Origin of the sequence: Nonomuraea turcica (assembly GCF_030718205.1) — a bacterium.
Taxonomy (GTDB): domain Bacteria; phylum Actinomycetota; class Actinomycetes; order Streptosporangiales; family Streptosporangiaceae; genus Nonomuraea.
On record NZ_JAUZQF010000049.1, the window covers coordinates 1 to 21,167 of the forward strand.

Annotated in this window: 16 protein-coding genes; 6 read left to right on the forward strand and 10 right to left on the reverse strand. The window is 70.7% G+C overall.

From position 1 onward, the window contains the following. Positions 1 to 411 precede the first annotated feature (411 nt). Positions 412 to 4,185 (forward strand): DNRLRE domain-containing protein, encoded by a 3,774-nt coding sequence (locus Q9G87_RS57880; protein ID WP_305925227.1) that lies wholly within the window; start codon positions 412 to 414, stop codon positions 4,183 to 4,185. A gap of 64 nt (positions 4,186 to 4,249) precedes the next feature. After that, a complete protein-coding gene (locus Q9G87_RS57885; RefSeq protein WP_305925228.1) occupies positions 4,250 to 4,771 on the forward strand; it encodes a hypothetical protein in 522 nt (173 codons plus the stop codon). Positions 4,772 to 5,082: 311 nt separating this feature from the next. On the opposite strand, the gene Q9G87_RS57890 is transcribed toward Q9G87_RS57885, so the two are convergent. Genes Q9G87_RS57890 through Q9G87_RS57900 form a run of 3 tightly spaced genes read right to left on the reverse strand, consistent with a single transcriptional unit; the run spans position 5,083 to position 8,041 of the window. Then, the gene (locus tag Q9G87_RS57890; RefSeq protein ID WP_305925229.1) at positions 5,083 to 5,802 is read right to left on the reverse strand and encodes a DNA-binding response regulator; all 720 of its coding nucleotides are present in this window, start codon (positions 5,800 to 5,802) and stop codon (positions 5,083 to 5,085) included. Beyond that, positions 5,772 to 6,890, reverse strand: a complete 1,119-nt coding sequence (locus Q9G87_RS57895) for a hypothetical protein (RefSeq protein WP_305925230.1) — start codon at positions 6,888 to 6,890, stop codon at positions 5,772 to 5,774. Before Q9G87_RS57895 ends, Q9G87_RS57890 begins: the two co-directional genes overlap by 31 nt. Further along, entirely contained in the window at positions 6,887 to 8,041 is a 1,155-nt protein-coding gene (locus Q9G87_RS57900; RefSeq protein WP_305925231.1) for a sensor histidine kinase, read from the reverse strand. The genes Q9G87_RS57895 and Q9G87_RS57900 overlap by 4 nt, the downstream gene beginning before the upstream one ends. A 337-nt stretch (positions 8,042 to 8,378) precedes the next feature. Between Q9G87_RS57900 and Q9G87_RS57905 the strand changes: the two genes are divergently transcribed. The 3 genes from Q9G87_RS57905 to Q9G87_RS57915 all read left to right on the forward strand — a co-directional run bounded on the left by Q9G87_RS57905 (position 8,379) and on the right by Q9G87_RS57915 (position 10,999). Then, positions 8,379 to 9,134, forward strand: coding sequence for a PP2C family protein-serine/threonine phosphatase (locus Q9G87_RS57905; protein WP_305925232.1), 756 nt, complete (start codon positions 8,379 to 8,381; stop codon positions 9,132 to 9,134). 18 nt (positions 9,135 to 9,152) lie between these two features. After that, complete coding sequence (locus Q9G87_RS57910; protein WP_305925233.1) at positions 9,153 to 9,944, forward strand: SAM-dependent methyltransferase; 792 nt, start codon at positions 9,153 to 9,155, stop codon at positions 9,942 to 9,944. A gap of 68 nt (positions 9,945 to 10,012) precedes the next feature. Next, positions 10,013 to 10,999: an endonuclease/exonuclease/phosphatase family protein gene (locus Q9G87_RS57915; RefSeq protein ID WP_305925234.1), complete on the forward strand. Its 987-nt coding sequence runs from the start codon at positions 10,013 to 10,015 to the stop codon at positions 10,997 to 10,999. A 70-nt stretch (positions 11,000 to 11,069) separates the two neighbouring features. On the opposite strand, the gene Q9G87_RS57920 is transcribed toward Q9G87_RS57915, so the two are convergent. After that, the gene (locus tag Q9G87_RS57920; protein WP_305925235.1) at positions 11,070 to 11,258 is read right to left on the reverse strand and encodes a hypothetical protein; all 189 of its coding nucleotides are present in this window, start codon (positions 11,256 to 11,258) and stop codon (positions 11,070 to 11,072) included. Between the two features lie 225 nt (positions 11,259 to 11,483). Between Q9G87_RS57920 and Q9G87_RS57925 the strand changes: the two genes are divergently transcribed. Beyond that, positions 11,484 to 12,311 (forward strand): ArsR/SmtB family transcription factor, encoded by an 828-nt coding sequence (locus Q9G87_RS57925; RefSeq protein ID WP_305925236.1) that lies wholly within the window; start codon positions 11,484 to 11,486, stop codon positions 12,309 to 12,311. A gap of 294 nt (positions 12,312 to 12,605) precedes the next feature. Here the strand turns inward: Q9G87_RS57925 and Q9G87_RS57930 are convergent, their stop codons facing one another. The 6 genes from Q9G87_RS57930 to Q9G87_RS57955 all read right to left on the reverse strand — a co-directional run bounded on the left by Q9G87_RS57930 (position 12,606) and on the right by Q9G87_RS57955 (position 21,166). Then, a complete protein-coding gene (locus tag Q9G87_RS57930; RefSeq protein WP_305925237.1) occupies positions 12,606 to 13,334 on the reverse strand; it encodes a class I SAM-dependent methyltransferase in 729 nt (242 codons plus the stop codon). A 104-nt stretch (positions 13,335 to 13,438) separates the two neighbouring features. After that, positions 13,439 to 14,479 (reverse strand): LacI family DNA-binding transcriptional regulator, encoded by a 1,041-nt coding sequence (locus tag Q9G87_RS57935; RefSeq protein ID WP_305925238.1) that lies wholly within the window; start codon positions 14,477 to 14,479, stop codon positions 13,439 to 13,441. A gap of 5 nt (positions 14,480 to 14,484) precedes the next feature. After that, complete coding sequence (locus Q9G87_RS57940; protein WP_305925239.1) at positions 14,485 to 18,387, reverse strand: carboxypeptidase regulatory-like domain-containing protein; 3,903 nt, start codon at positions 18,385 to 18,387, stop codon at positions 14,485 to 14,487. A gap of 81 nt (positions 18,388 to 18,468) precedes the next feature. After that, on the reverse strand, positions 18,469 to 19,161 hold the full coding sequence (locus Q9G87_RS57945) for a cupin domain-containing protein (protein ID WP_305925240.1): 693 nt from the start codon (positions 19,159 to 19,161) through the stop codon (positions 18,469 to 18,471). Beyond that, positions 19,158 to 20,063 (reverse strand): DUF6807 domain-containing protein, encoded by a 906-nt coding sequence (locus tag Q9G87_RS57950; RefSeq protein WP_305925241.1) that lies wholly within the window; start codon positions 20,061 to 20,063, stop codon positions 19,158 to 19,160. The genes Q9G87_RS57945 and Q9G87_RS57950 overlap by 4 nt, the downstream gene beginning before the upstream one ends. Next, positions 20,060 to 21,166 carry a Gfo/Idh/MocA family protein gene (locus tag Q9G87_RS57955; RefSeq protein ID WP_371826006.1) on the reverse strand — a complete coding sequence of 369 codons (1,107 nt, stop codon included), beginning with the start codon at positions 21,164 to 21,166 and terminating at the stop codon, positions 20,060 to 20,062. The genes Q9G87_RS57950 and Q9G87_RS57955 overlap by 4 nt, the downstream gene beginning before the upstream one ends. Position 21,167: the final 1 nt, after the last annotated feature.

Consider the following 21,167-nt stretch of genomic DNA (forward strand, 5'->3'; position numbering starts at 1 on the left):
TCGGGTACGGCTTGCGCTCGCTCACCCGGTCATCTCAGCACACGCGCACCCGCCGATAGGTGGTAACGCTACAAATCCACTCGATCACACTACGACATCGCGGGCATCAGCTCGCGGAACGCCCTCTGAGGTAAGACTTTCATGTTTGTCCACCCGCGTATGGAGGTGTGAGTGAACTTCTTAGTCAACTTACCCAGGGGCGGTAGGAGAACGCGCCGGACACTTGCTGCGGCGACCGCGTTGTTTGCAGCGACCTCGCTCTTCCTGATTGCCCTACCGACCGAGGCGCAAGTCGATCCGAAAGTCAACAAGTCCGCGCCATCCTTGACGACATTTCCAAAGCCGGATGACCCGGACGCCGCGCTGCGAGAGGCCGTTCAGCAGGCGAGGCGTCAAGGAGCCGCCATCGAGGTGCTCGCCGTCGCATCGCCAACCAGCAGGACATGGGCGCACGCCAACGGTCAGATAACCGTGGACACCTATGCGGCCCCCGCCAGGGCAAAGCAGGATGACGGATCCTGGAAGTGGATCGACCCCTCACTCACTGAACGGGATGGCACACTCACTCCCGTCGTCCCCAGTCCGAAGCTGAAGGTCGAGTTCTCCACAGGCGGCAAGGACAAGCCCTTCGCAGCCGTGGACGTCGCCGGAAAGGGCAAGCTCGCTCTCGACTGGCCCACGGCGTTGCCTCGCCCCGCCGTCAGCGGCAACTCCGCTGTGTACGCCAACGCCGCAGGCCCGGGCGCAGATCTCGTCGTCACCGCGTTCGCGTCCGGCTTCAGGTTCAACGTCAAGCTCCGTCAGCGGCCCAGCGGCCCTCTGGAGATCAGGATGCCGGTCCAGTCGGACGGGCTAGCGCTGGGTACCGATTCCGACGGTGCTCTCGTCCTGAAGGACAGCAAGGGCAAGGAACTGGGTGTCGGCAACAAGCCGCGTATGTGGGACCGCGACACCGCCCGGCGGACTGCGCAAGCCCGCGAGGCCGAGGTCCGTACGGCGGTCGAAGGCAAGGGCGACGACGCCGCGGTCGTTCTCAAGCCCAGCATGTCGTTCCTCAACGACCCCTCGACGCGTTTCCCCGTCACGGTCGACCCGGACGTGACACTCGGCCTGCAGGACGACACGTGGATTGAGAACTCCGCCACCTACGGCCAATCCCAGCACAGTGACATCCAGCTGTGGGCGGGTGGTTATCAGGATCCCTTCGAGGACACCTACCGCATCGACAGAACGTTCTTGAAATTTGACGCCACCGGCCTCGCCGGTCGCACGGTCTACAGCGCCAGCCTTCGGCTTCGGCAGCACTTCCTGACCGGATGCGGCGACGTCCAGTCCGGCTTGAAGGCCCAGCGTGTCACGTCGAGCTGGGATCCACTGATCCTAGAGTGGAACGCCCAGCCTGCCACCACCCAAGAAGGCGAGGCGGTCGCCAGAGACGCAGCGGGCTGCACCGAAGGCCAGGACATGACCTGGTCCATACCCGGTATCGCTCAGGCATGGGCGAACGGCGCGCCCAACTACGGCGTTCTGCTTCGTGGCGTGGACGAGTCCGCCACGCGGCCCGACTACAGCCGTGTCTTCGACTCCGCCGAATGGGGCGGTGCCGGAACGCCCAAGCTGTCGGTGACCTACTGGCTGGCTCCGGAGGCTCCCACCATCTCGCTCGGCAAGGTGGACGTCCTGCGCGGGAATGACGCCGTCGTCCGGGACAGCACGGTCGGGCTGACGTACACCTCCAGCTCCGCGGGCGGCGAGGACCTCGAGTACTCGATGGCGGTCGACGAGTACGTCAACCCAGTCTCCCTACCCGCGCCCCACGTCGGCGGGTCGGGCCAGCAGGTCACCCGCGACGTCGCCCTGGGCAACGCGAACAGCGTCAAGCTCGCTGTCAAGGCCTGCCTGTCCGGCGTCACGCCGCCGGTGTGCAACACCACCCCGGCGTACCGAATCACCTCCGACGCGCCCGACAGCCCGGCGACGGTCGGCACCGACCTCAGCGATCCGGGCAATCCCGTGCTCATGGGACTGATCGCCAGGCCCTCGGGCAAGCAGGTCACCGGCAGGTTCTTCCTCTACGACAGCACCGGCGCCCCCGCAGGGCCGAGCCCGATCGGGGAGGGCACGGTGGCCGACGCCTACCAGATCGCCCTACGCCTGCCTGACGGCGTGGTCCAGGCGGGACAGACGTACACCTGGAAACTCCAGGCATGTGCGAGTGAGACCTGCACCCCGCAGAGCGCGGGACGAAGTTTTACGGTGCCCACCCAGTCGTCGCCCCCGCCCATGGGAACCCACCGGCTCACCATCGACAAGGACGCTCTCACGATCAGAACGGCGAAGAGCGCCGCGGACGCCTGCGCGGGCCAGGCCTGCCCGCTGGAGCCGAGCTCTACCATCGTCGTGGGAGGGGACGCCGCCGACCGGCGGATCACCTGGCTGTCCGCCGACGTGGGCGCGCTCCCCGGCGGAGCCCAGATCACCTCCGCGGTCCTGAACCTGGGCACGCCCGCCTGCGATGCCGCTCCCTGCGTCAACGACAGGAAGATCTCCGCGACCGCCACGGCCGAGGACGTGACCGACGCGACGACAGGCGCGGGCCTGGCCGAGCTCGTCGATGGACAGCCGCCGGTCCAGGCCACCGTCGGGCAGCCCGCGATCGACGTCACGGAAATAGCGAAGGTGTGGGACCAGCAGCCCGGGGCCGGCCAGGGGATAGCGCTGCAGGCCGAGCCGGGAAGCCCGGTCGCGACGTTCGGCGCGTCCGGCGTGTCCGCTCCGGTGCAGTTGGTCATCGACTACCTCCCCGCCGCCGCCCCCGCCGCCGTCGGGGCCGTCAGCGCGAGGGGCGGAGACGGAGGCGTGCACCTGTCGTGGGCGGCCCCCGCCGACGAGGGTTCCTCGGCCGGGATCTCCCAGTACGACATCCAGGTGATCAACAGCAGCAGCGCCGTAGTCCACAGCCTGAGCACGAAGGAGACCCACGCGGTCGTCACCGGCCTGTCCAACGGGACGGCGTACCGAGCCCAGGTCCGGGCGGTGAACGCCACGGCGGCCGGCTCCTGGACGACCTCGGCCGCCTTCACGCCAAGTCCCGTCCCCGGCGGCGGCCAGCAGTACATCGAGGCGGTCCGCCAGTACCAGCAGGCCAGGAACGAGCTGGCGCAGGGCGACAGCACGACGGTGGACCAGGCTCTCACTGGCAAGACGCGGGCGACGCTGATCCGCGCGAGCCTCCACGCGGAGGGCGCCGACCTGATCGACTGGGCCGCGCAGTCCGCCGAACAGCGATTCGACCGGACCAGCGTGGCTCAGACACTGGACGACGTGCTCGTCTCCCACCGCGCCGACACCGGTCAGGTCACCGTTCACGCGGAGGTCAAGGAGACCGTCCGCACCACCATCGAGGCCGGCACCGCGAACGAGGAGATTAGCGAGGACCCCAGCTTGCTGGCGCGGGCCTTCGTGTTCAACGCAGCGACGGACAAGATCGGGCTCGTACGGTCGCAGGCGGCCGGCGCGGACCATCCCGACGGCCGGGCGGGGGAGCTCAACGCCCTGCCCGCGGGCACCCCGGTGCCGCCGCTGCCCGACGACGCGGCGCCCCTGCCCGTCGACCAGAATGGCTACCCGGTCGAAACGGCTCGTACCCGGCAGAGCGTCGCCACGGCGGCCGTGAACCGCCAGGCCATCGCCACGTGGGCGGTCAACAACGCACACACCGAGCCGTACGACTTCGACAACGACTGCGCGAACTTCGCCTCCAAGGCCCTCTACCGCGGAGGCGGGGTGAAGATGGCCGTGCCGCCGAGCGCGCTCGGCGCGCTGAGCCAGCGCAAGGACCCCCGCTGGTGGTACCAGTCGTGGCCCAGGCGGTTCCTGAGCTCCTACTCCTGGTCCGCCGCGCACAACTTCTACCTCCACTTCATCAAGACGCGGGGCCGGGCCAGCTGGGTCCGCTCGTGGGCGGACGTCGGAGTCGGCGACCTCCTCCTGATCGACTGGCACGGCAACAACGTCTTCGGCCACGTGTCCGTTGTCAGCAAGAAGTCGTCGAAATCCTGGAAGGGCGTGTATTACGCACAACATCAACCGACGTACCAGTGGCGATCGCTCGTTGATGGAATGACCGCGGGGAAGAAGAAGTACCCGAACATGAAGGTCTACGCGATTCGCGTCAACTGGTGAGCACGCGCGCGAGGGCACCCACGCCCTCGCGCACCGCTCTCCGCCGACGGGAAAGGACACCCACGTGAGCGGAAATCCGATCCGGCGCAGGATCGGCGTCGTCCTGGGCGCCGTGGTACTCGCGTCCGCGCTCGGGGTCGCCGTGACCGTGGTCTGCGCCTCCTGTCAGGTGTACGCATGCCAGCTGTTGGCCGGGCCGGAGCGGCGGGTCGCCCTGCCCGGCCCGGACGCCGCACCGGAGGCGGTCGTCCGCGCCTACCTGGAGACGCTGGTCGCTCGCGACGTCGACACGATGGAGAAGCTGGCCGTCCCCGCGTTCACCGAACGCGAACGATCCGTGGTCGGGGCACCCTACTGCAATTGGCAGCGCATCGACGGCCTGGTTCTCCAACGAGCCGCTGCCGAAGGCCTGGAACGTCGTGAGTTTCGCGAGGTCGCCGCAGTGTGGGTGAAGTTCCGTCTCACGTCCCGCACGGAGAGTGGCCTGCCCCGAGACCCGGAAGGGAAGGTGGACTGGGGTTATCTGATCGGCAGGAACGCCCCAGGCGAAAGGTGGCGCGTCTTCGATTCCGGAGCCGCCCTTTGAGCCTCAAAAGCTCTCAGCCCTCACCTCCAGCTGAGGCGCGGGCCGGTGCGCCCGGCAGGCCGTCACCGGCTGCTTGGCGCTGAACAGGTAGTTGCGATGCCCGGGTGACACGTGGCGGGCCTTGTGCCAGGAGCCGCGGCGCCACTGTCCGTATCCCTCCCCCTCCGACCGTCTACAAGGCCGGTACCGTCGCGACCTTGACGACGCCTTTCCCCGTCAGTTTTGATCCTGCCGAGCTGCGCGTGCGCCGATGACCTGGACCCCGGTCCTGCCGGCCCCCTCCTGCCGGTAGGCCCGAGGCCCAGGAGCTTTCATCCCTGGTCAGGGGGCGTCTTGGCGGCCAGGGACGTGTAGATGGTGACCTCGTCGGGCTGGATGAGCCCGTCCTGGATGGCGCAGATCAGGAGTTTCTCCTTGGTGGGGGCGGGTCGGCCGGCTGCGGCGTACTTGACGCGGGCCCGGTCGATGTACTGGCGCACGGTCCGCTCCTTGATCCCCATCCGCGCCGCCACCGACGCCTTCGACATCGACTGGAACCAGAACAGCAACGCCGCCCGCTCCTTGTCCGACAGCTGCGGCCGGTGCGGCCGCTCGTCCGTCGCGATCGCCTGCGCCATCGGCGGCGTCACGCTGGGCCGGTCGGCGGCCACCTCCAGGATGGTCTCGACGCAGGTTTCGCGGGTGGCCCGGCCCTTGCCGATGAACGCCGAAGCGCCCGAGTCCAGCACGGCGCGTACCGTCTCCGGCTCCTCATGCTCGGAGAAGACGATGACCCGCTGCCCGCCCTGGCACAGCTCGGCCACCCGGTCGATGACCATGGTGCCGTTGAGGTTGAGGTCGAGCAGCAGCACGTCGGCGTCGGCGCCGAGGACCGACTCGATCGTGGGCCCCTGGGCGACCAGCTCGACCGGGCTCGGCGAGAGGTCCGTGGGCCCGGAGCTCGCGAACCAGGACCGCACCCCGTCCACCACGACCTGGTGATCCTCCACCAGGGCGACCGTCACGGGCCTTGCCAGATGCTGTTGACCCATACCTCCCCTCCCTGCCGCTGATAGGTGACGACGACGCCGCTCGGCTCCTGGACGGGTGCGGCGCTGATGGGCAGGTCGTCGTTGTCGGCCACGACGGCCACGCTCACCATGGTGGACATCGCGGACACAGTGACCCGCGCCCGCGACCTGGCGCCGTCGAGCGCCCGGATGGGCGCCCTGAGGAGATCCTCGCGCACGCCGTCGGGGAGGCCGGGCAGGTAATCGCCGAACGGCGGCGCGGTCACCATGACCTTGCGCCGCTCGGCCGCCTCGATGCGCTCGCGCAGCGCGGACACCAGCTCGTCGGGTACGTCCTCCCGTTCGGTGATGAGCCGGCGCAGCCGCATGGCCCCGGCCGTGCAGTCCTCGCGCACGCGCGGGTCGCCGGGGTCGGCGCCGTCGCCGAGCTGGTGGAGCAGTGACTCGGCCACGTCGCGGATGGCGGCATACCTGCGCAGCCGGTCGGCGTGGATGCGCTGGGCGGACTGGCGCAGGGCGTCGTCGGCGGCGAGCCGGCGGGCCAGCACCACGGCGTCCTCGGCGCGGGCCAGCAGCATGCGGCAGCCCCACGCGTAGCCGAGCTGCATGGTGACGCCGCCGGCGATGACCACCAGGTATTTGGAGATGGACACGCGGTCGAGTGTCCCGGTCAGGATCATGGCCGACAGCATGATGCCGGCGTTGGCGGCTAGGAAGGCGATCAGCTCGGCCCGCCAGCGGGGCCGCCCCCACACCAGCATGACGGCGATCCAGCCGACGGAGCCCCACGCCCAGTCGCTGATGCCGAGCAATTCGCCGGGGCGGAGCGACAGGATCACCGCGACGTCGATGGCCAGCGTGGCGAGGGCGAGCTCGCCGATCCTGGCAGGGCCGCGCGAGGTGCCCGTCAGCGACCGCAGGGCGACCACGAAGATCGCGGAGTAGGCGATCCAGGCGGCCAAGGCCAGCCAGGGCCAGCGGAAGGCGGACCAGCCGGTGATCGTGACGGTGAGGTCGTACCCCAGGTGCCACACGGCCGCGATGACCGCGGCGCCCAGTGCGGTGAAGCGGGCGTATCGCTGCGCTACCTGCTCGATCTCTTCCGTCATGGCCGCCACCACAGGCTCACGCGGGTGCCCTGCGCGCCGGAGGAGATCTCAGCGCCGCCGTTCGGCAGGGAGCGCATCATGTCGAGGATCGATCCGCGCACGCCGAACCGGTCGGGTGGCAGCTGGTCCTGGTCGAATCCGCGGCCCGCGTCGGCGACCTCCACCAGGATCTCGCCGTCGCGCCTGCGGGAGATCAGCTCGGCCTCGCGGACGCCGGCGTGCAGGGCGATGTTCGCCAGGGCCTCGGTGACGGCGCGGGCGAAGCGCTCGGCGACGGTGCCCGGCACCGTCTCCGGCGTGAGATCCCGGCGCACCTCCAGGCCGGTGGCCCGCCCGGCGACCTCGTCCAGCAGCGTGTCCAGGGCGATGAGGGCCGAGTCGGCACGCGGGGTGTCCCGCAGCTTCTCCAGCGCCGCCAGATCGGTCCTGACCTGGGCTTTGAGCGTGGGCGACGGCTCGTCGTAGGTGCCCAGGCCGACCATCGTGAGCGTGTGCAGCGCGGTCTCGTGGATGCTGCCGACCTGCTTCAGCTCGTCCTCGCGGCGCAGCCGCTCCACCATGCGCGAGATGTCGGTGCGTACGCTCCGCTCCAGGAAGGCGTCGGTCGCGGCGGCCGAGCGGCGCAGCAGCGTCATCAGCATCACGATGGCGAGCAACTGCACGAGGTGGATCCCCAGGGTGCCGGCCATGTCCTGGGAGGGAGAGGCGATGCGTACGCCCGCCGCGAAGGCCCCCGCCACGACCAGCCCCACGGGGACGACCACCTTCGGTTTCCAGGTGATCCCGGCGATGACGATGGTCATCGTGACCGTCCCCGCGACCCAGCTCGACCCCGTGACGAGCGCCTCGCCGGCGACGAGATGACGTTGCGCGAAGCACAACGCGACCGTGATGACGACATCACCGGCCACCAGCCAGTGGGGCAGCGGCACATTGCGCCACCACACGCGCACGAACAACGCCGTCCACACCAGGTGGACCGCCAGCATGGGCGCCAGCCACGACAAGGAAACCGGCGCGACGGCGCCGAACGCCGCCGAAATGACCGCCACCACGCCCACCGCACTGCGTGCGCCGGCACCGGTGCGCGCGGTGGCCTTTTCCAATTGCCTGGTCGCCGAGTCGTACCTCGTGGAACCGGGGTGAGCCATGGGCCGTCCGCACACGCTGGGAGCACAAGACGGGTCTCACGATAACGCAGCGCAGGGTGGGTAAAAAGAAACAGGAATGGGTTTCTCCGATGAATCCGAAGGTGCGTGCCGCGGTCGTGACGAGGGATGAGGTCATGGGTCGCATGGCTCTTTTCCTAGGCCCGGCTTTCCTGCGGCGTGCACCGCACCTCACACCCTGGTGCACCGTCCCCCGGGGCGGCACGACGGCTGATCGGCCGTCATGGAGCGCTACGACGGCCGAACGGCCGTCAGTCGTTTCGCCGCGCATGGGCGTCTACTAGGCGCGGGCCGCGACAACCGCGGTGGGAGGGGACCCATGACGCTCTTCGTGATCTCGTTTATGATCGGCTGCCTGTCCGTGATGACCGGCCGCGGCAAGCGCGGGCAGTGGCCGGCCGGCATGCCGGTGACCCGCCCGCGGCTGGTGGCGGTGGGCGGCACGTACGAGGGCACGCACGACCGGGCATCGGACGCGTACGTCGTGCAGGAGCGGCTCGTCGCGGTGGCCGACGGCGCGGCCGGCGCGGAGCCGGGTCACACGGCCGCCGCCGTGGCTCTGGGCGCCGTGGTCGCAGCCCGGCCCCCCGGGAGGCGGGAGGAGGACCTGGACGAGTGCGCGCAGACGGCGCACCGTGCGGTGCGTACGGCGGCCCTGCGCGAACCGGCCGGGCGCGACCTGGTCAGCACCCTGGATGTGATCGTCCTCGATCCCGGCGAGAGCCCGCGCCTGCGCTTCGCCCACGTCGGCAACGGTGCGATCTGGCACTGCGTGAAAGGCGCCGCGCCCGTGCCGCTCACCACGGCGCACTCCTTCGGCGACGGCCCGCTGCTGCGCGGTCTCGGCCTGCCGTCGGCGCTCAATCCCGAGGTGGGCGCGGTGTCCATCCACCCCGGCGACCGGGTGGTCATCGTGACGGACGGCGTCGTCCGGGCCCTCGGGCCCCAGCGCATGGCGGAGCTCTTCACCGCGGGCTCGTCCCCGGCGGCGTGTCTGGACCGGATGTACGACGAGCTCGCCGCCGCCGAGCCGAAGGAGGATGCCACGGTCATCATCGCGGATGTGGCGTTCTGATGACCTAGGATTCTGATCGTGAGCGCACCAAACGGGATCAATCCGAACATCCCCCACTCGGCCCGCGTCTACGACTACTGGCTGGGCGGCAAGGACAACTTCGAGGCTGATCGCCGGGTGGCCGAGGCGACCATGGCCGCGGTGCCGGGGGTCCGCGAGAGCGCCAGGAACAACCGGGCCTTCCTCGGCCGGGCCGTGCGCCACCTCACGCAGCTCGGCGTCCGGCAGTTCCTCGACCTCGGCACGGGCATCCCGACTCAGGGCAATGTGCACGAGATCGCGCAGGCCGAGGCGCCGGACGCGCGCGTGGTCTACGTCGACAACGACCCCATCGTGATGGCCCACGCCCGGGCCCTGCTGAGCGGCACGCCCCAGGGCAGGACCGCGTACATCGAAGCCGATGCCAGGAACCCGCGCGCCGTCCTCGACCACCCCGAGGTACGCCAGACGCTGGACTTCAGCCGGCCGATCGGGCTCGTGATGGTCGCGATCCTCATGCACATCCCGGATCAGGACGACCCGGCCGGCATCGTCAAGGCGTTCACCGACGCCGTGCCCGCCGGCAGCTATCTGGTGCTGAGCCACCTGACGCTCGACCTCGTGTCCCAGCAGACCGCCGACGACTACCTGGCGGCGACCCGGAGCCAGGCGATGCACCGCACGCCGCGCACCGGCGAGCAGATCGCCCGCTACTTCGACGGGTTCGACCTGATCGAGCCGGGCCTCGTCGGGGTCTCCCAATGGCGCGACACCCCGCTCTTCCCCGACACCGCGACCTGGATGTACGGCGGAGTGGGCCGTAAGCGCTGACCACCGCGCCGGGCACTGGATCCGTTTAAGCTTCAAGTCGTGATGCCAATCGGGGACAGGACGGCGGAGTGAGCACGACGGTCGGGACCGAGCAGGCCGCGGCGGAGGAGCCGGCGCCGAAACGCCGGCGACGCAGGCGATGGTTGTCCTGGACGATCGTCGTGCTGCTGGCGCTGTGGGCGGCGATCAGGGCCGGGGGGTTGGAGCAGGGCTCGTTCGTCACGCAACTGATGACCGTGACGCCGTACGGCGCGGTGCTGGCGGCGCTGACCGCGCTCCTGCTGATCAGGCGTAACCGGCCGGCCGCGCTCATGGCCGCGCTCGCCTGCGTGGTCATGGTCGCCTGCGTGGCGCCACGGCTGACCAGCGCGGAGCAGCCCGCGGCCGACGGCGCGCCGCTGCGCGTGCTGACGGTCAACCTGTTCGGCCGCGGCGACGCCCAGACCGTGGTCGACCTGGTGCGGCGGCACGACGTCGACGTCTTCACCGCGCTGGAGCTGACCCCGGACGCGGTGGAGCGGCTGGACACGGCCGGGCTGAAGCAGCTGCTGCCGCACCGGGTGCTGCAGGAGGAGTTCGGTGCGACCGGCAGCGGCATCTACGCCAAGCACCCGGTGAGCGAGCTGACCGGGCTGTTCACCCCGATCGGGCACAACATGCCCGCCGCCACTATGGCGTTGCCCGGCGGGAGCAAGGTCGAGATCGTGGCCATTCACCCCAACCCGCCGCTGGGCCGCATGGAGGAGGAGTGGAACGCCGCGTTGGGCGGCCTGCCTGCCGCCACTCCCTCCGCGATCCGGGTGCTGGCCGGCGACTTCAACGCGAGCCTCGACCACCGCGCCTTCCGCGACCTGCTGAGCCGCGGTTATGTGGACGCGGCCGACCAGGTGGGCAAGGGCCTGGTCCCGACGTGGCCGACCGGCCGGGCGATCCCGCCCATCATCGCCATCGACCACGTCGTGGCCGACCGGCGGGTGAGCGTGCGCCGGGTCGAGGTCGCGGACGTGCCCGGCACCGATCACCGTGGCGTGTTCGCCGAGCTCCGCCTCCCGTAGCCCTGCGCAATGGCGGCGCCCGCTCTCCTGCGCTGAGAGCGGGCGCCCTTTGTGCGGCTGGGAAAAGTGGTCAGGCCACGTTCTCCTCGGCGTCGCGCTCCAGCGTTCTGAGATCGAACGCGCCCGACTTGACCGCCGTGGTGAACGCCTCCCAGTCGTGGCGGGGGACCTCGAACACCACGTCGGGGTTGTCAACGTGGACGAGCTCCACGTGGTCGTTGATCCGCTTGGCCGCGACGCGGCCGGCGTCATGCGTCATGCCGGATTCCTTCCGTGAACACTGCGAAGGTCCCGCCCCAGACAACCAGGGCGGATGCGGGCAGCCTGCCATCCCGGCGGTGCCTCCGGCCACCGGTTCACGAACGCCGGTGGATAGAACTTCCTCCACACGGCGATGGGTTGCTTACCCTTCGGAGCAAGAAACCCACGTCTTGTAAGGGCGTTTTAAGTCAGAAATTAGGGCACACACGTAACTTCACTCCGCGTGAGCTCCACGCCCCACCTGTCCATCTCGCTCTCTCCTCATCTGACCGCCCTCGCCCTGATCGCCGATGCCCTCGCGGGCCGCCGCCGTGGCCTGCCCGAGGTCTGGCGCAGGGCGCTCAGCTCGGGCGTCGGAGGGCTCGGGCACGAGGCCGTGCGCCCACTGGCCGCACCCGGCCGCTCGATCGCGCCCGACAGCCTCGTGCCGCTCTCCCCCGTCAACGGGGACGTCTCCGTCCAGGAGCAGCTCAGCGCCCTGCGCGACCTCCCGCCCGACGGCCTGATCGCGGACCTGGAGCGGACGTTCGGCCGTGGGCTGCCGCCCGTCCGCTGGCGGCCGGCCGCCGAGCGGCCCGCCCGTTGGCTGCACGGCTACGCCGGCGCCGTCGCCGACGTCTGGAAGAGCGCCGAGCCGCTGTGGAGGCGTGCCCGCCCGCTGCTGGACAGGGAGGTCGAGCGGGTCGGGGTGGCCACCGTGCGCGGCGGGCCTGAGCTGCTGCTGGCCTCGCTGACCAGCCGCATCGTGTACGGCGAGCGCGGCTTGCTCATCCACGGCACGGAGCGGGACAGGCACGAGCTCGGCAACCGCAAGATCGTCCTGGTGCCGCTGCTGATCGGCCCGGTCCGCGCGGACCTGCTCTGCGCGCTCGACCAGCCGATGACCATGTCCATGCTGGCGACCGACATGATGATCGCGCCGAGCGGGCTCACGTACCACTGCGACCGGCTACGAGCCGGACGGCTGATCACCCGGGAGCGCCGCGGCCGCGAGGTGTGGATCGCCCGCACGGGACGGGCGGAGGAGTTGCTGGAGTTGTTCCGGCGCTAGCGCCCGGCTCTGACGGCACACGCCGCCGACCTGGGCACGTACGGCGACTATTCGCGGAGCAACGTCTCCTCCATCAGGTGGGGCGACCCCGCCAAGTGGCCGCCGGCCAATTACGAGAAGTTCGAGCGCGTCGGCGACTGCCAGAACATGAAGCCGCTGCCGTCGCTCGACGGCCGCCAGCATTACGTGAAGTGGAACATCCACAGTTCGAGATCTGGAAGGACAACAACCGCGGCAACGGCGACGTGGGCGGGCCGCTGGAGCTGCGGCACAAGCGTGGCAGGCCGAGCTGCGTTACACCTGGACGTACTGAGCGACGAAGCGGTGGGAGGTCGCGCGTAGGGGGCGGCCGTCCTCCATGTCGGTGTGCAGCGCGCGCAGCCGGGCGCCGTACCTGTCCACGTCGAAGCCCGGGACCTGCCAGGAGACGACCCGCAAGAACAGCACAAGCGCGCCGATGTCGTGGAACGTGGTGGTGAAGCACCCCTCCTGGCTCCAAGTGACGTCCAGTCCGGACAGTCCGGCGGTCGCGGTGGCGAGGTCCCAGGCGCGGCTCCGGTGCGGCGGGGCGCCCAGCGCCTCGTTGATCTCTTCGAGGTCGCGGCCGGCGACCTGCTGGGTGACGAACGTGCCGCCGCCGGCCAGGAGGCGGCGGATCTCGCACGGCTCGTACGCCTCGTGGCGGTTGATGATCAGGTCGAACGAGCCGTCAGGCAACGGCCCGATGGTCTCCGTCACCTCGACGCCCAGCGGCTCCAGGCGGCGGCGGGCGACCGGGACGTTCGGCGCATAGCCTTCGGTGGCCACGGTGCGGGGTGGGAGCGGGGCGAAGGAAGCCAGGAGCTCGCCGCCTCCGGTGCCGAGGTCGAGCAGCGCCGACGCCTTGGGGAGCCGGTCGCGGACCAGCTGCTCGTAGTCCCAGGGCAGCGTGCCGTCGTAGGTGACGCGGCCGCGGAACACGGTGAAGTCCCAGCCCTCGAACGATGTCGTCAGCGCCTCGTCGATCAGCTCCTCATAACCCATGGGTGTGATCATGCCGTGCGCGTCCGCCCGCCCGCGCCTATTTTCGGTCGCGGGGCCGTGGGCGGCCGGGCACGGGCGAGTGGGGTCCGCGACCGCGGACGGCATCACGCCGGCAGGCGGGGCGGGGTGCTTTCGCGTAGGACGACGTCGGCCGGGAGGCAGATGTCGGTCCTGTCCTCACCGGACAGCGCGAGCCGCATCGCGGCGAGGCCCGCCTCGCGCAGGGGCACCGCCACCGACGTCAGCGCGGGCACCACGTCCACCGCCGAGCCGATGTCGTCGAACCCCGCCACCCCGATGTCCGCCCCGGGTACCACCCCGGCGTCGCGGAAGGCCGTCATGGCGCCGATGGCCATGACGTCGTTGACCGCGAAGACCGCCTCCACATCCGCCAACCCCCGCTCCACCAGCCGGCGAGCGGCGTCGTAGCCGCCCGCCCTGGTGAAGCCAGTCTGGATCGCGACCGGGTCGGAGGCCCCGGCCTCACGCAGGGCGGCCAGGAAACCGGCGTGGCGGTCGCTGGACGTGCGGATCTCGGCAGGCGCGTGGAAGACGGCGAAGCGCCGGTAGCCGGCGCCGAGCAGGGCCCGCGCGAGGCGTCCCGCACCGCCGTGGTTGTCGATGGAGACGGTGCTGAACGGCAGATCCCGCTGGCTGATCACGACGACCCGCCCGCCGGCCGTCTGGTATTCCTCCAGCTCCTCCACCAGCGCGTCCCTCGTGGCCGTGCCCTCGATGCGGCTGCCCGCGACGATGATGACGCGGGGCCGCTGCCCCCGCAGCGTCTTGACGATCTCCAGCTCCCGCTCGGGCGACCCGTCCGCCACCGCCATGGTGACGATGAGCTGGGCGGACTCCGCCGCCTGGGTGACCCCGGCGGCGATGGAGGAGAAGTAGGGGTCGGCCACGTCCCGGACCACCAGCGCGACGGTCCTGGTGGAGCCTCTGGCGATGGCCTGCGCCGACAGGTGCGGCTCGTAACCGAGCTTGGCCGCCGCCGCGCGGACCCGGGTGGCGTTCTCCGATCTGACGTTGCGCACGCTGCCGTTGAGCGCGCGCGACGCCGTGGCGATGGAGACGCCGGCCTCCCTGGCGACGTCGTGCAGGGTCGGCGGGGAGGAAAGAGTCTTCCACCCGTCATCCATACCGGTCATCTTGTCACCAGCGTCAATGGTTCGCTCCTGGTGACGCCTGCCGCGTTCTCCAGCTCGGCCACGTACGTGTGCGTGCCGACCGGCCGATCTTGGAGCACAGTGGCGGCGCTCTGGGCGGCTGGGGTTGCGGCGTCGAGCCGCTGGGTGTCGATGAGCACGCCGTCCTCGTAGAGGCGGTAGGTGGTGGCGTTCGTGCCCCACCACATGTTCATGCGGATCGTGTAGTCGCCGTCGCCGTCCCAGTTGTCGGAGCTCAGCACGGGCTCGCCGGGGTTGGCGTCGCTCACCTCGACCTTCACGGACGTGGTGGCGGTGCGGCCCGCCTGGTTGAGCAGCTCGCCGGTGTAGAGGTACGTGCCGTTCTTCCTGCCGCTGATCGGGATCGTGGACTGCTGTGCCGACGGGGTCTTCGGGGTCAGGTCGCGCCTGGCGAGCTCCTTGCCGTTCTCGTACAGGATGAAGACGCTGCCGTTGACGCCGTACCAGAGGTTCATGGTCACGTCGTACGTGCCGTCGTGGAGGCCGTGCCGCCTGCCGCTCGTGGTGGAGAGCGCGGCGCGGGCGGGCGGCGCGGTGGCGCCGTCCTGGGGCAGCCCAGGGCCGGTGACCTTGACCTTGTACGTCGTGTCCGCCGTCCCGTCCTCCGAGACCACCTTGATGGCGATCTCGGCGGGAACGGTGATCGCCGGCGACTTCGTCCCGCTGGTGACCGCAAGGTCCTGGACCGTGATGGCCGAGCGGGGGTTGAGCGCGGTGGGGGTGAAGGCGACGCGGTCCCCGGGGATGGCGAGCTCGTACGCATGGACGTCCGGGTCGAAGGCCGGGTCGAGGGTGCCCGCGTCGGGGACGAGGGCGGACAACGTGGTGTCCTGGGCCAGTGACCGCCGCTTGATCCGCAGGGTGTGGGCGCCCTCCGTGCCGTCCTCGGCGGTGACCACGATGCGGACGTCCGCGCCGGTGTCGCCGAGCGTGATCCGCCGCGTGGCCTGGGCGCCCGCGGTGCGCTCGCCGTCGATGGCGACCGACGTGGCGAACGGGCTGCGGGCCACGGCGGTCACCTCGACCTCGCCGACCCGCGCGGGCACGTCGAGCACCAGGTCGCCGTCGGGCGCGCCCTGGCTGGTGTCGACGCTGAGCAGGGCGGTGTCGTCGCGGGCCAGTCCCACGCCTTGGGAGACCCGGATGTCGTCGAGGTCGATGCTGCCGTAGTTGGTGCTGTTGGCGTAGTAGTCGATCTGCGCGACGGAGTCCATCGGGTTTCTGAACGCGGCGCCCTCCAGGACGCGGCGGCCGTCGAGCAGCAGGTCGAAGCGCTGGTTGACGGTGTCGATCACTGCGGCGACGTGATACCAGCGGCCGGGCTCGTACGTGCCGACCGTCCGGGTCGTGGCCCCCGCGTAGGCGACGATCGTGTTCTTGGTGAAGGCCACGCTGACGGCGTTCTGGCCGTTGGTGTTCCTGATGTAGGGAACGGCCCACCAGTGGTTGCCGGAGGTGTAGGCCTGCCGGCTCATGACGTTCGCCTCCACGGTCACGATGCCCTTCAGCGCGAACGTGCGGGACACGCTGGTGCTGCCGCTGTTCGCCGTGCGCGTGAGCAGCACGCCCTTGTCGTCCGTGACCTCGGCGCTCCCGCCGGCGGCGCTCACGGTGAGGCCGTTGCCGCTGGTCAGAGGCCCGGTGGGCAGGTCGTTGAAGTCGTGGACGGCCACGTAGGACGGGATCGGGCGGACCAGGAGGAGGGAGCCCGCGTCGGTCGCCGTGGCGGCCTCCACGCGCAGCCCGGACCGGGTCACTGCGACGTACCCGCCGGCCTCGGCGCGGAGCGTGTAGCCCTCCCCCACCGGCACGTTCTCCACGGTGAAGCCGCCGTCGGCGCCGCTGGTGGCGGTGCCGAGGGTCTGGTCGCCGTCCTTGACGGTGACGCTCGCGCCGGGCAGCGGCTGGGCGGCCTGGTCCAGCACCCGGCCGGTGATCGTGCCGACCACGCTGGTCGAGGCCATGGTGAGGTGGACGGTGGTGGTGTTGCCGAAGCGCACGTTCACCGTCTCGGAGACGCTTTGGTAGCCGTTCCTGGTGGCGGTGACCTCGACGCCGTCGGCGAACGGGATGCTCGCCAGCGTGAATCTTCCGTCGGATCCGGTGGTGGCCGTCACGCCGGCCGCGGTGACGCTCGCGCCGCTGATCGGGGCGCCGGACGGGGTGCGTACGGTGCCGATGACGGCCTCGGCCGTCGCGCCCTCGGCGGTGGCGTACTCGAAGGCGCCGACGTCCGGGCCGCCGTTGTAGAGGGTGGCGCCGGCATAGTCGCGGCCGCCGTTCCCGGTGATCTCGGCGCCCGAGTCGATCGCCGGCGATCCCGAGGTGACGCGCAGGCCGTGCGCGGTCTCCAGCCGGGGCCCGGTCTCCGGCGTGCCGGAGGGGCCGTCGAGCGGGGCGGCGGCGAACTTCGGATCCGCGACCACCGCGTCCTTGTCGCGGGCCGGGACCGCGAGGTCCGCGCCGCCGTAGAGGTTGTGGCTGTAGGTGATGGTCGGGCTGGTCGTCAGGGTCGCCGCGGCTCGCGTCGAGTACAGGACGTTGTTGGTGATGGTGTAGCGGGCGTCGAGGTAGCTGCCGTACCCGTAGATCAGATATGCGGATCTGTCGTTGTAGATCGTGTTGTTGTAGATCTGCGCGGTGGCGGCCCGGTCCGAGTGAAGGTAGATCTGGTAGCGGGAGTTGCCGGCGATCACGTTGTTCCTGACGATCGCGTCCCCGAAGGCGAACTGGCACAGCAGCACGCCGTCGCCGTTGCCGTGCAGGTAGTTGTACTGGACGACCTGCCGCGTGGTGCCCTTGTCCGGGTCGATGCCGTTGGAGTCGGCGCCGCCTGCCTTCTGCTGCGTCTCGTACACCTCGTTGAACTGGAACGTGACGTCGTCGGCGTAGTACGTCTCGATGCCGGAGGTGCCGGTGCGGTAGACGACGTTGCGCTCGATCAGCGCGCCGCGCACGTTGGTGACGTACATGCCGTTGCAGCCGTACGCCGTGTCGGCCTGGGTGACGTAGTTGTTCCTGATGACGATGTTCGTGTGCGGCGTGAATTTCGGATCGTCGGGGCTCTGCCGGGTGCCCCAGCCCGTGGGCGTGGCGATCGTCTGGCCGGCGTCGTTCTTGCCGTCCCCGGTGTACTGCTTGACGACGATGCCGGCGAACGACGTGTTACGCACCGTGGAGTTCTGGATCACCACGTCGTTGAGCACGGTGGCCCGGTCCGGGGGGTTGTGGATGTCGGGCACGGTGGTGTCGAAGACGATGCCGCCGGTCTTCTTCGAGCCGTCCCAGCCGGTCTGGAACCGCACGCCGGGCGCGTTGTTCTCGATGCTGCCGCCGATCCAGTTGACCTGGCCCGTCACGTCGTGCACGTCGACGCCGTCGATGACGAAGCCGTCGAGGGTCTGGCTGTTGTCGCCGGAGACGTGCACGCCGCGCAGGTCGCGCAGGTTGTCACCCGGGGTGCCGGTGGGCGGGACCTCGTTGGTGACCTCCAGGTTGCGGATCGTCCAGTGCTCCTGGTTGAACAGCCGGACGGCGTCGCCGACCTGGCCGGCGCCGTCGACGCGCGGCTTGCCGCCCTCGCCGTACCGGTCGACGGTGATGGGCGCGCCGCTCTCGCCCGAGCCCTTGGGCCACAGCTGGCCGGTCCACCGCTGTCCCGCGCGCAGCAGGATGCGGTCGCCGGGGGCGAACGTGGTGGCGTTCACCTTGTCCAGGCTCTTCCAGGCGTGCGCCTCGTCCTGGCCGCCGGCCGCGTCGTCGCCGCCGGCCGCGTCGACGTAGTACGTCGTGCCCGCCTGTGCGGCGGCGGGCTGGGCGGGAAGGGCGAGCGCGGCGACCATGGCGGCGGCCGTCATCATGCGCAAGAGGGTACGGACCAAGGCAGCGTCACGTGGCATCGCCGCGCTCCTAGCGGGGGGTGTTGTCCGGGATGGGGATGTTCAGTGCACGATCGGGTTGGCGACGTCGTGGGCGCGCAGGTGGCCGCACATGCCCCACCGCTGTTGCGGCGGGCTCTCCATCAGCGCGGAGCGCAGCAGGTGCGAGCCGTCGCCGCCGGCGAGGGCATCGAGGATCTCGCCGGTGCGGCGGGTCTCCTGGGCCACCGTGCGCTCCCAGATGTCCCGCCACCCCGCCACCTTGGGCCGGACGAGGGCGACGGCGCTGTCGTAGAAGCGCCGCAGCTCCTCCGGGCCGCCGTCGACGAGCCGCAGGAACCCCTCGACGGCCAGCTCGCGCCGCCGGGCGACGGCCTCCTCGACGTTGTCGGCAGGCAGGGTGGCGGCCTCGCGGTAGCGGTCCGGGTCGGCCACGATCTCGGGCGGGAACGTCATGACCGCGTCGCCGGCCTCGGGCAGGCCGGCGTTCGACATGACGACCAGCACCTCGAGGCCGCCCCGGTTGATCGCCCGGTGGATGGTGCCCGGCGTGAACCACACGGTCGAGCCGGCGCTGAGCTCGGTCTCCTTGAGGCCGTTCGCGTCGAGCGTCTGCAGCGCGCCGTGCCCGCCGACGACGACGTACGCCTCAGTGGAGGCGATGTGCACGTGCGGCGTGCCGCCCTCGAGGCCGTCGGCGCACGCGCCCGTGTAGACCGTCAGCCGGCTGATCGACGTGCCGCCGGGGAACGTCATGCCAGGGCCGCCCTTCCCTGCTTGGCCAGCAGCGCCGTGCCGTCCTCGCCACGGTCGCCGTCGGCGATCACGACCGCGTACCTGAAGCGCAGCGCCTCGCCGTCGGGAAGCGGCACCTCCTCGCTGAAGAACGGCGCCGGGCACAGGCAGGCGAAGCCCTCGCTGCGGGCGAACCACTGCGGCGGGTGCTGCGGGTTGGCGGTGTCGTCGACCATGACGATCGTCGAGTGTTCGCCGCTCTCGTCGTGCCGGCCGCGGAAGCCGAACCACTCGGCCCGCGTGCCGCGCAGCTCGTCGCCGCCCGCGCCGGCCGGCGACTGAATGATCCCACCGGTGAACGAGCGGGGGCCGCGCCAGAACAGGCCGCCGTACCCGGCGTTCTCCCGGCCCTTCGTGGTCGGCGAGCCGAAGTCGAGCGTGCCGCCCGACACGTTCGTCATCGTCGTGTCGAACACCAGCGCCCACGTCGCCTCGTCCAGCACGGTCGCGGCCAGGGACCGCCGCTCCTCGATGACCGGAGCGCCGGCCTGGGAGGTCCAGCCGAGCGTGTGCCCGATCTCGACCCGGTTTCCCTCGGCGGTCAGCGTGGTCATCTCGCGGTGCGTGGCGCTGCCGTTGTTCTTCAGCTGCACGTAGGACTTCCCGTGCACGTACGTCGGCCCGCCCCAGAAGTTGTGCTCGCCCACGTGCGGCAGCGACCAGGCGATGCCCTTGTGCCAGACGTGGTCGTGCGGCCGGAACAGCGACACCAGCGCGCCGCCGACGGTGCGGATCGGGTGCAGATACGGCTTCGGCGACTCCAGCACCGGCGTGTCCGGGCGGTAGACGTAGCTGAACAGCTCGACGTCGCCGGCCGTGACGGTGACCGACCGCCCGAGCGCGTGGTTGGCCTGCAGAGTCACTTGTTCCTCACCTTTTCCCACGGGGCGCCCGTGCCCTCCATCGTCGTGGCGAACGGGCTGTCAGCAGTGATCTGTCCGCTTCGCACGCGCTCGCCGGTGAAGGCGGAGGCGTACAGTGCGGCGATGAACTCCATCGTGCGCCGGGCGTCCGCGGCGGTCACCGGCGGCGCCTGGCCCTGGTCGAGGGCGTCGAACACGGCGGCCAGCCAGTCGTCGTGGCTGCTCGGCGACGTGCCGGCCCCCTGCGCCCACAGCGCGGAGACGTTGTCGTGCCCGGGCGCTGGGGTGATCGTCCAGTCGTCGTCGGTGTAGCCGTAGAGGTGGTCGACCTCGACCGTGGCGTGCTCGTAATCGAACCTGAGCTGGGAGGTCTGGCGCGGCGAGACCACCGAGTTGACGATGGTGGCCATCGCGCCGCTCTCGAACGTCACCAGCGCCATCGACACGTCCTCGGTGTCCACGTCGCGGGCCTGGCGGCCGGCCATCGCCGTGACCTCCCGCCACGGGCCGAGGATCGAGAACAGCAGGTCGAACTGGTGGATGCCGTGCCCCATCGTCGGGCCGCCGCCCTCGGACTCCCAGGTGCCGCGCCACGGCACCGCGTAGTAGGCCTCGTCCCGGTACCACTGCGTGGCGCAGGTCGCCAGCAGCGGGCGGCCCAGCTCGCCGGCCTCCTGCAGGCGGCGCAGCCGGATGGCGCCCGTGCCGAAGCGGTGCTGCAGGACGGTCGCCACGTGCCCGGCCGAGCGCCGCTCGGCCTCGATCAGCGTGTCGAACTCGGCCAGCGACAGCGTCGGCGGCTTCTCGATCAGCGCCGTCGCCCCGGCCTCCAGGATCTCCAGGGCCTGCGGCGCGTGCAGCTGCGGCGGGGTGCACAGGTGGACGAGGTCCACCTGCTCCTCCCGCAGCAGGTCGGTCAGGCTCGCGTGGGCGCCGGGGACGTTCCACTCCTCCGCGAACGTTTTGGCCCGGCCGAGGTCCACGTCGGCCACGGCGACAAGCGTCGCCCTGCCGCCGGAGGCGGCGATGGCGCGGGCGTGGGCGGTGGCGATCGCACCGGTGCCGACGATCGCGGCCCGGTACTTCCGTTGAGACAAGGTCATA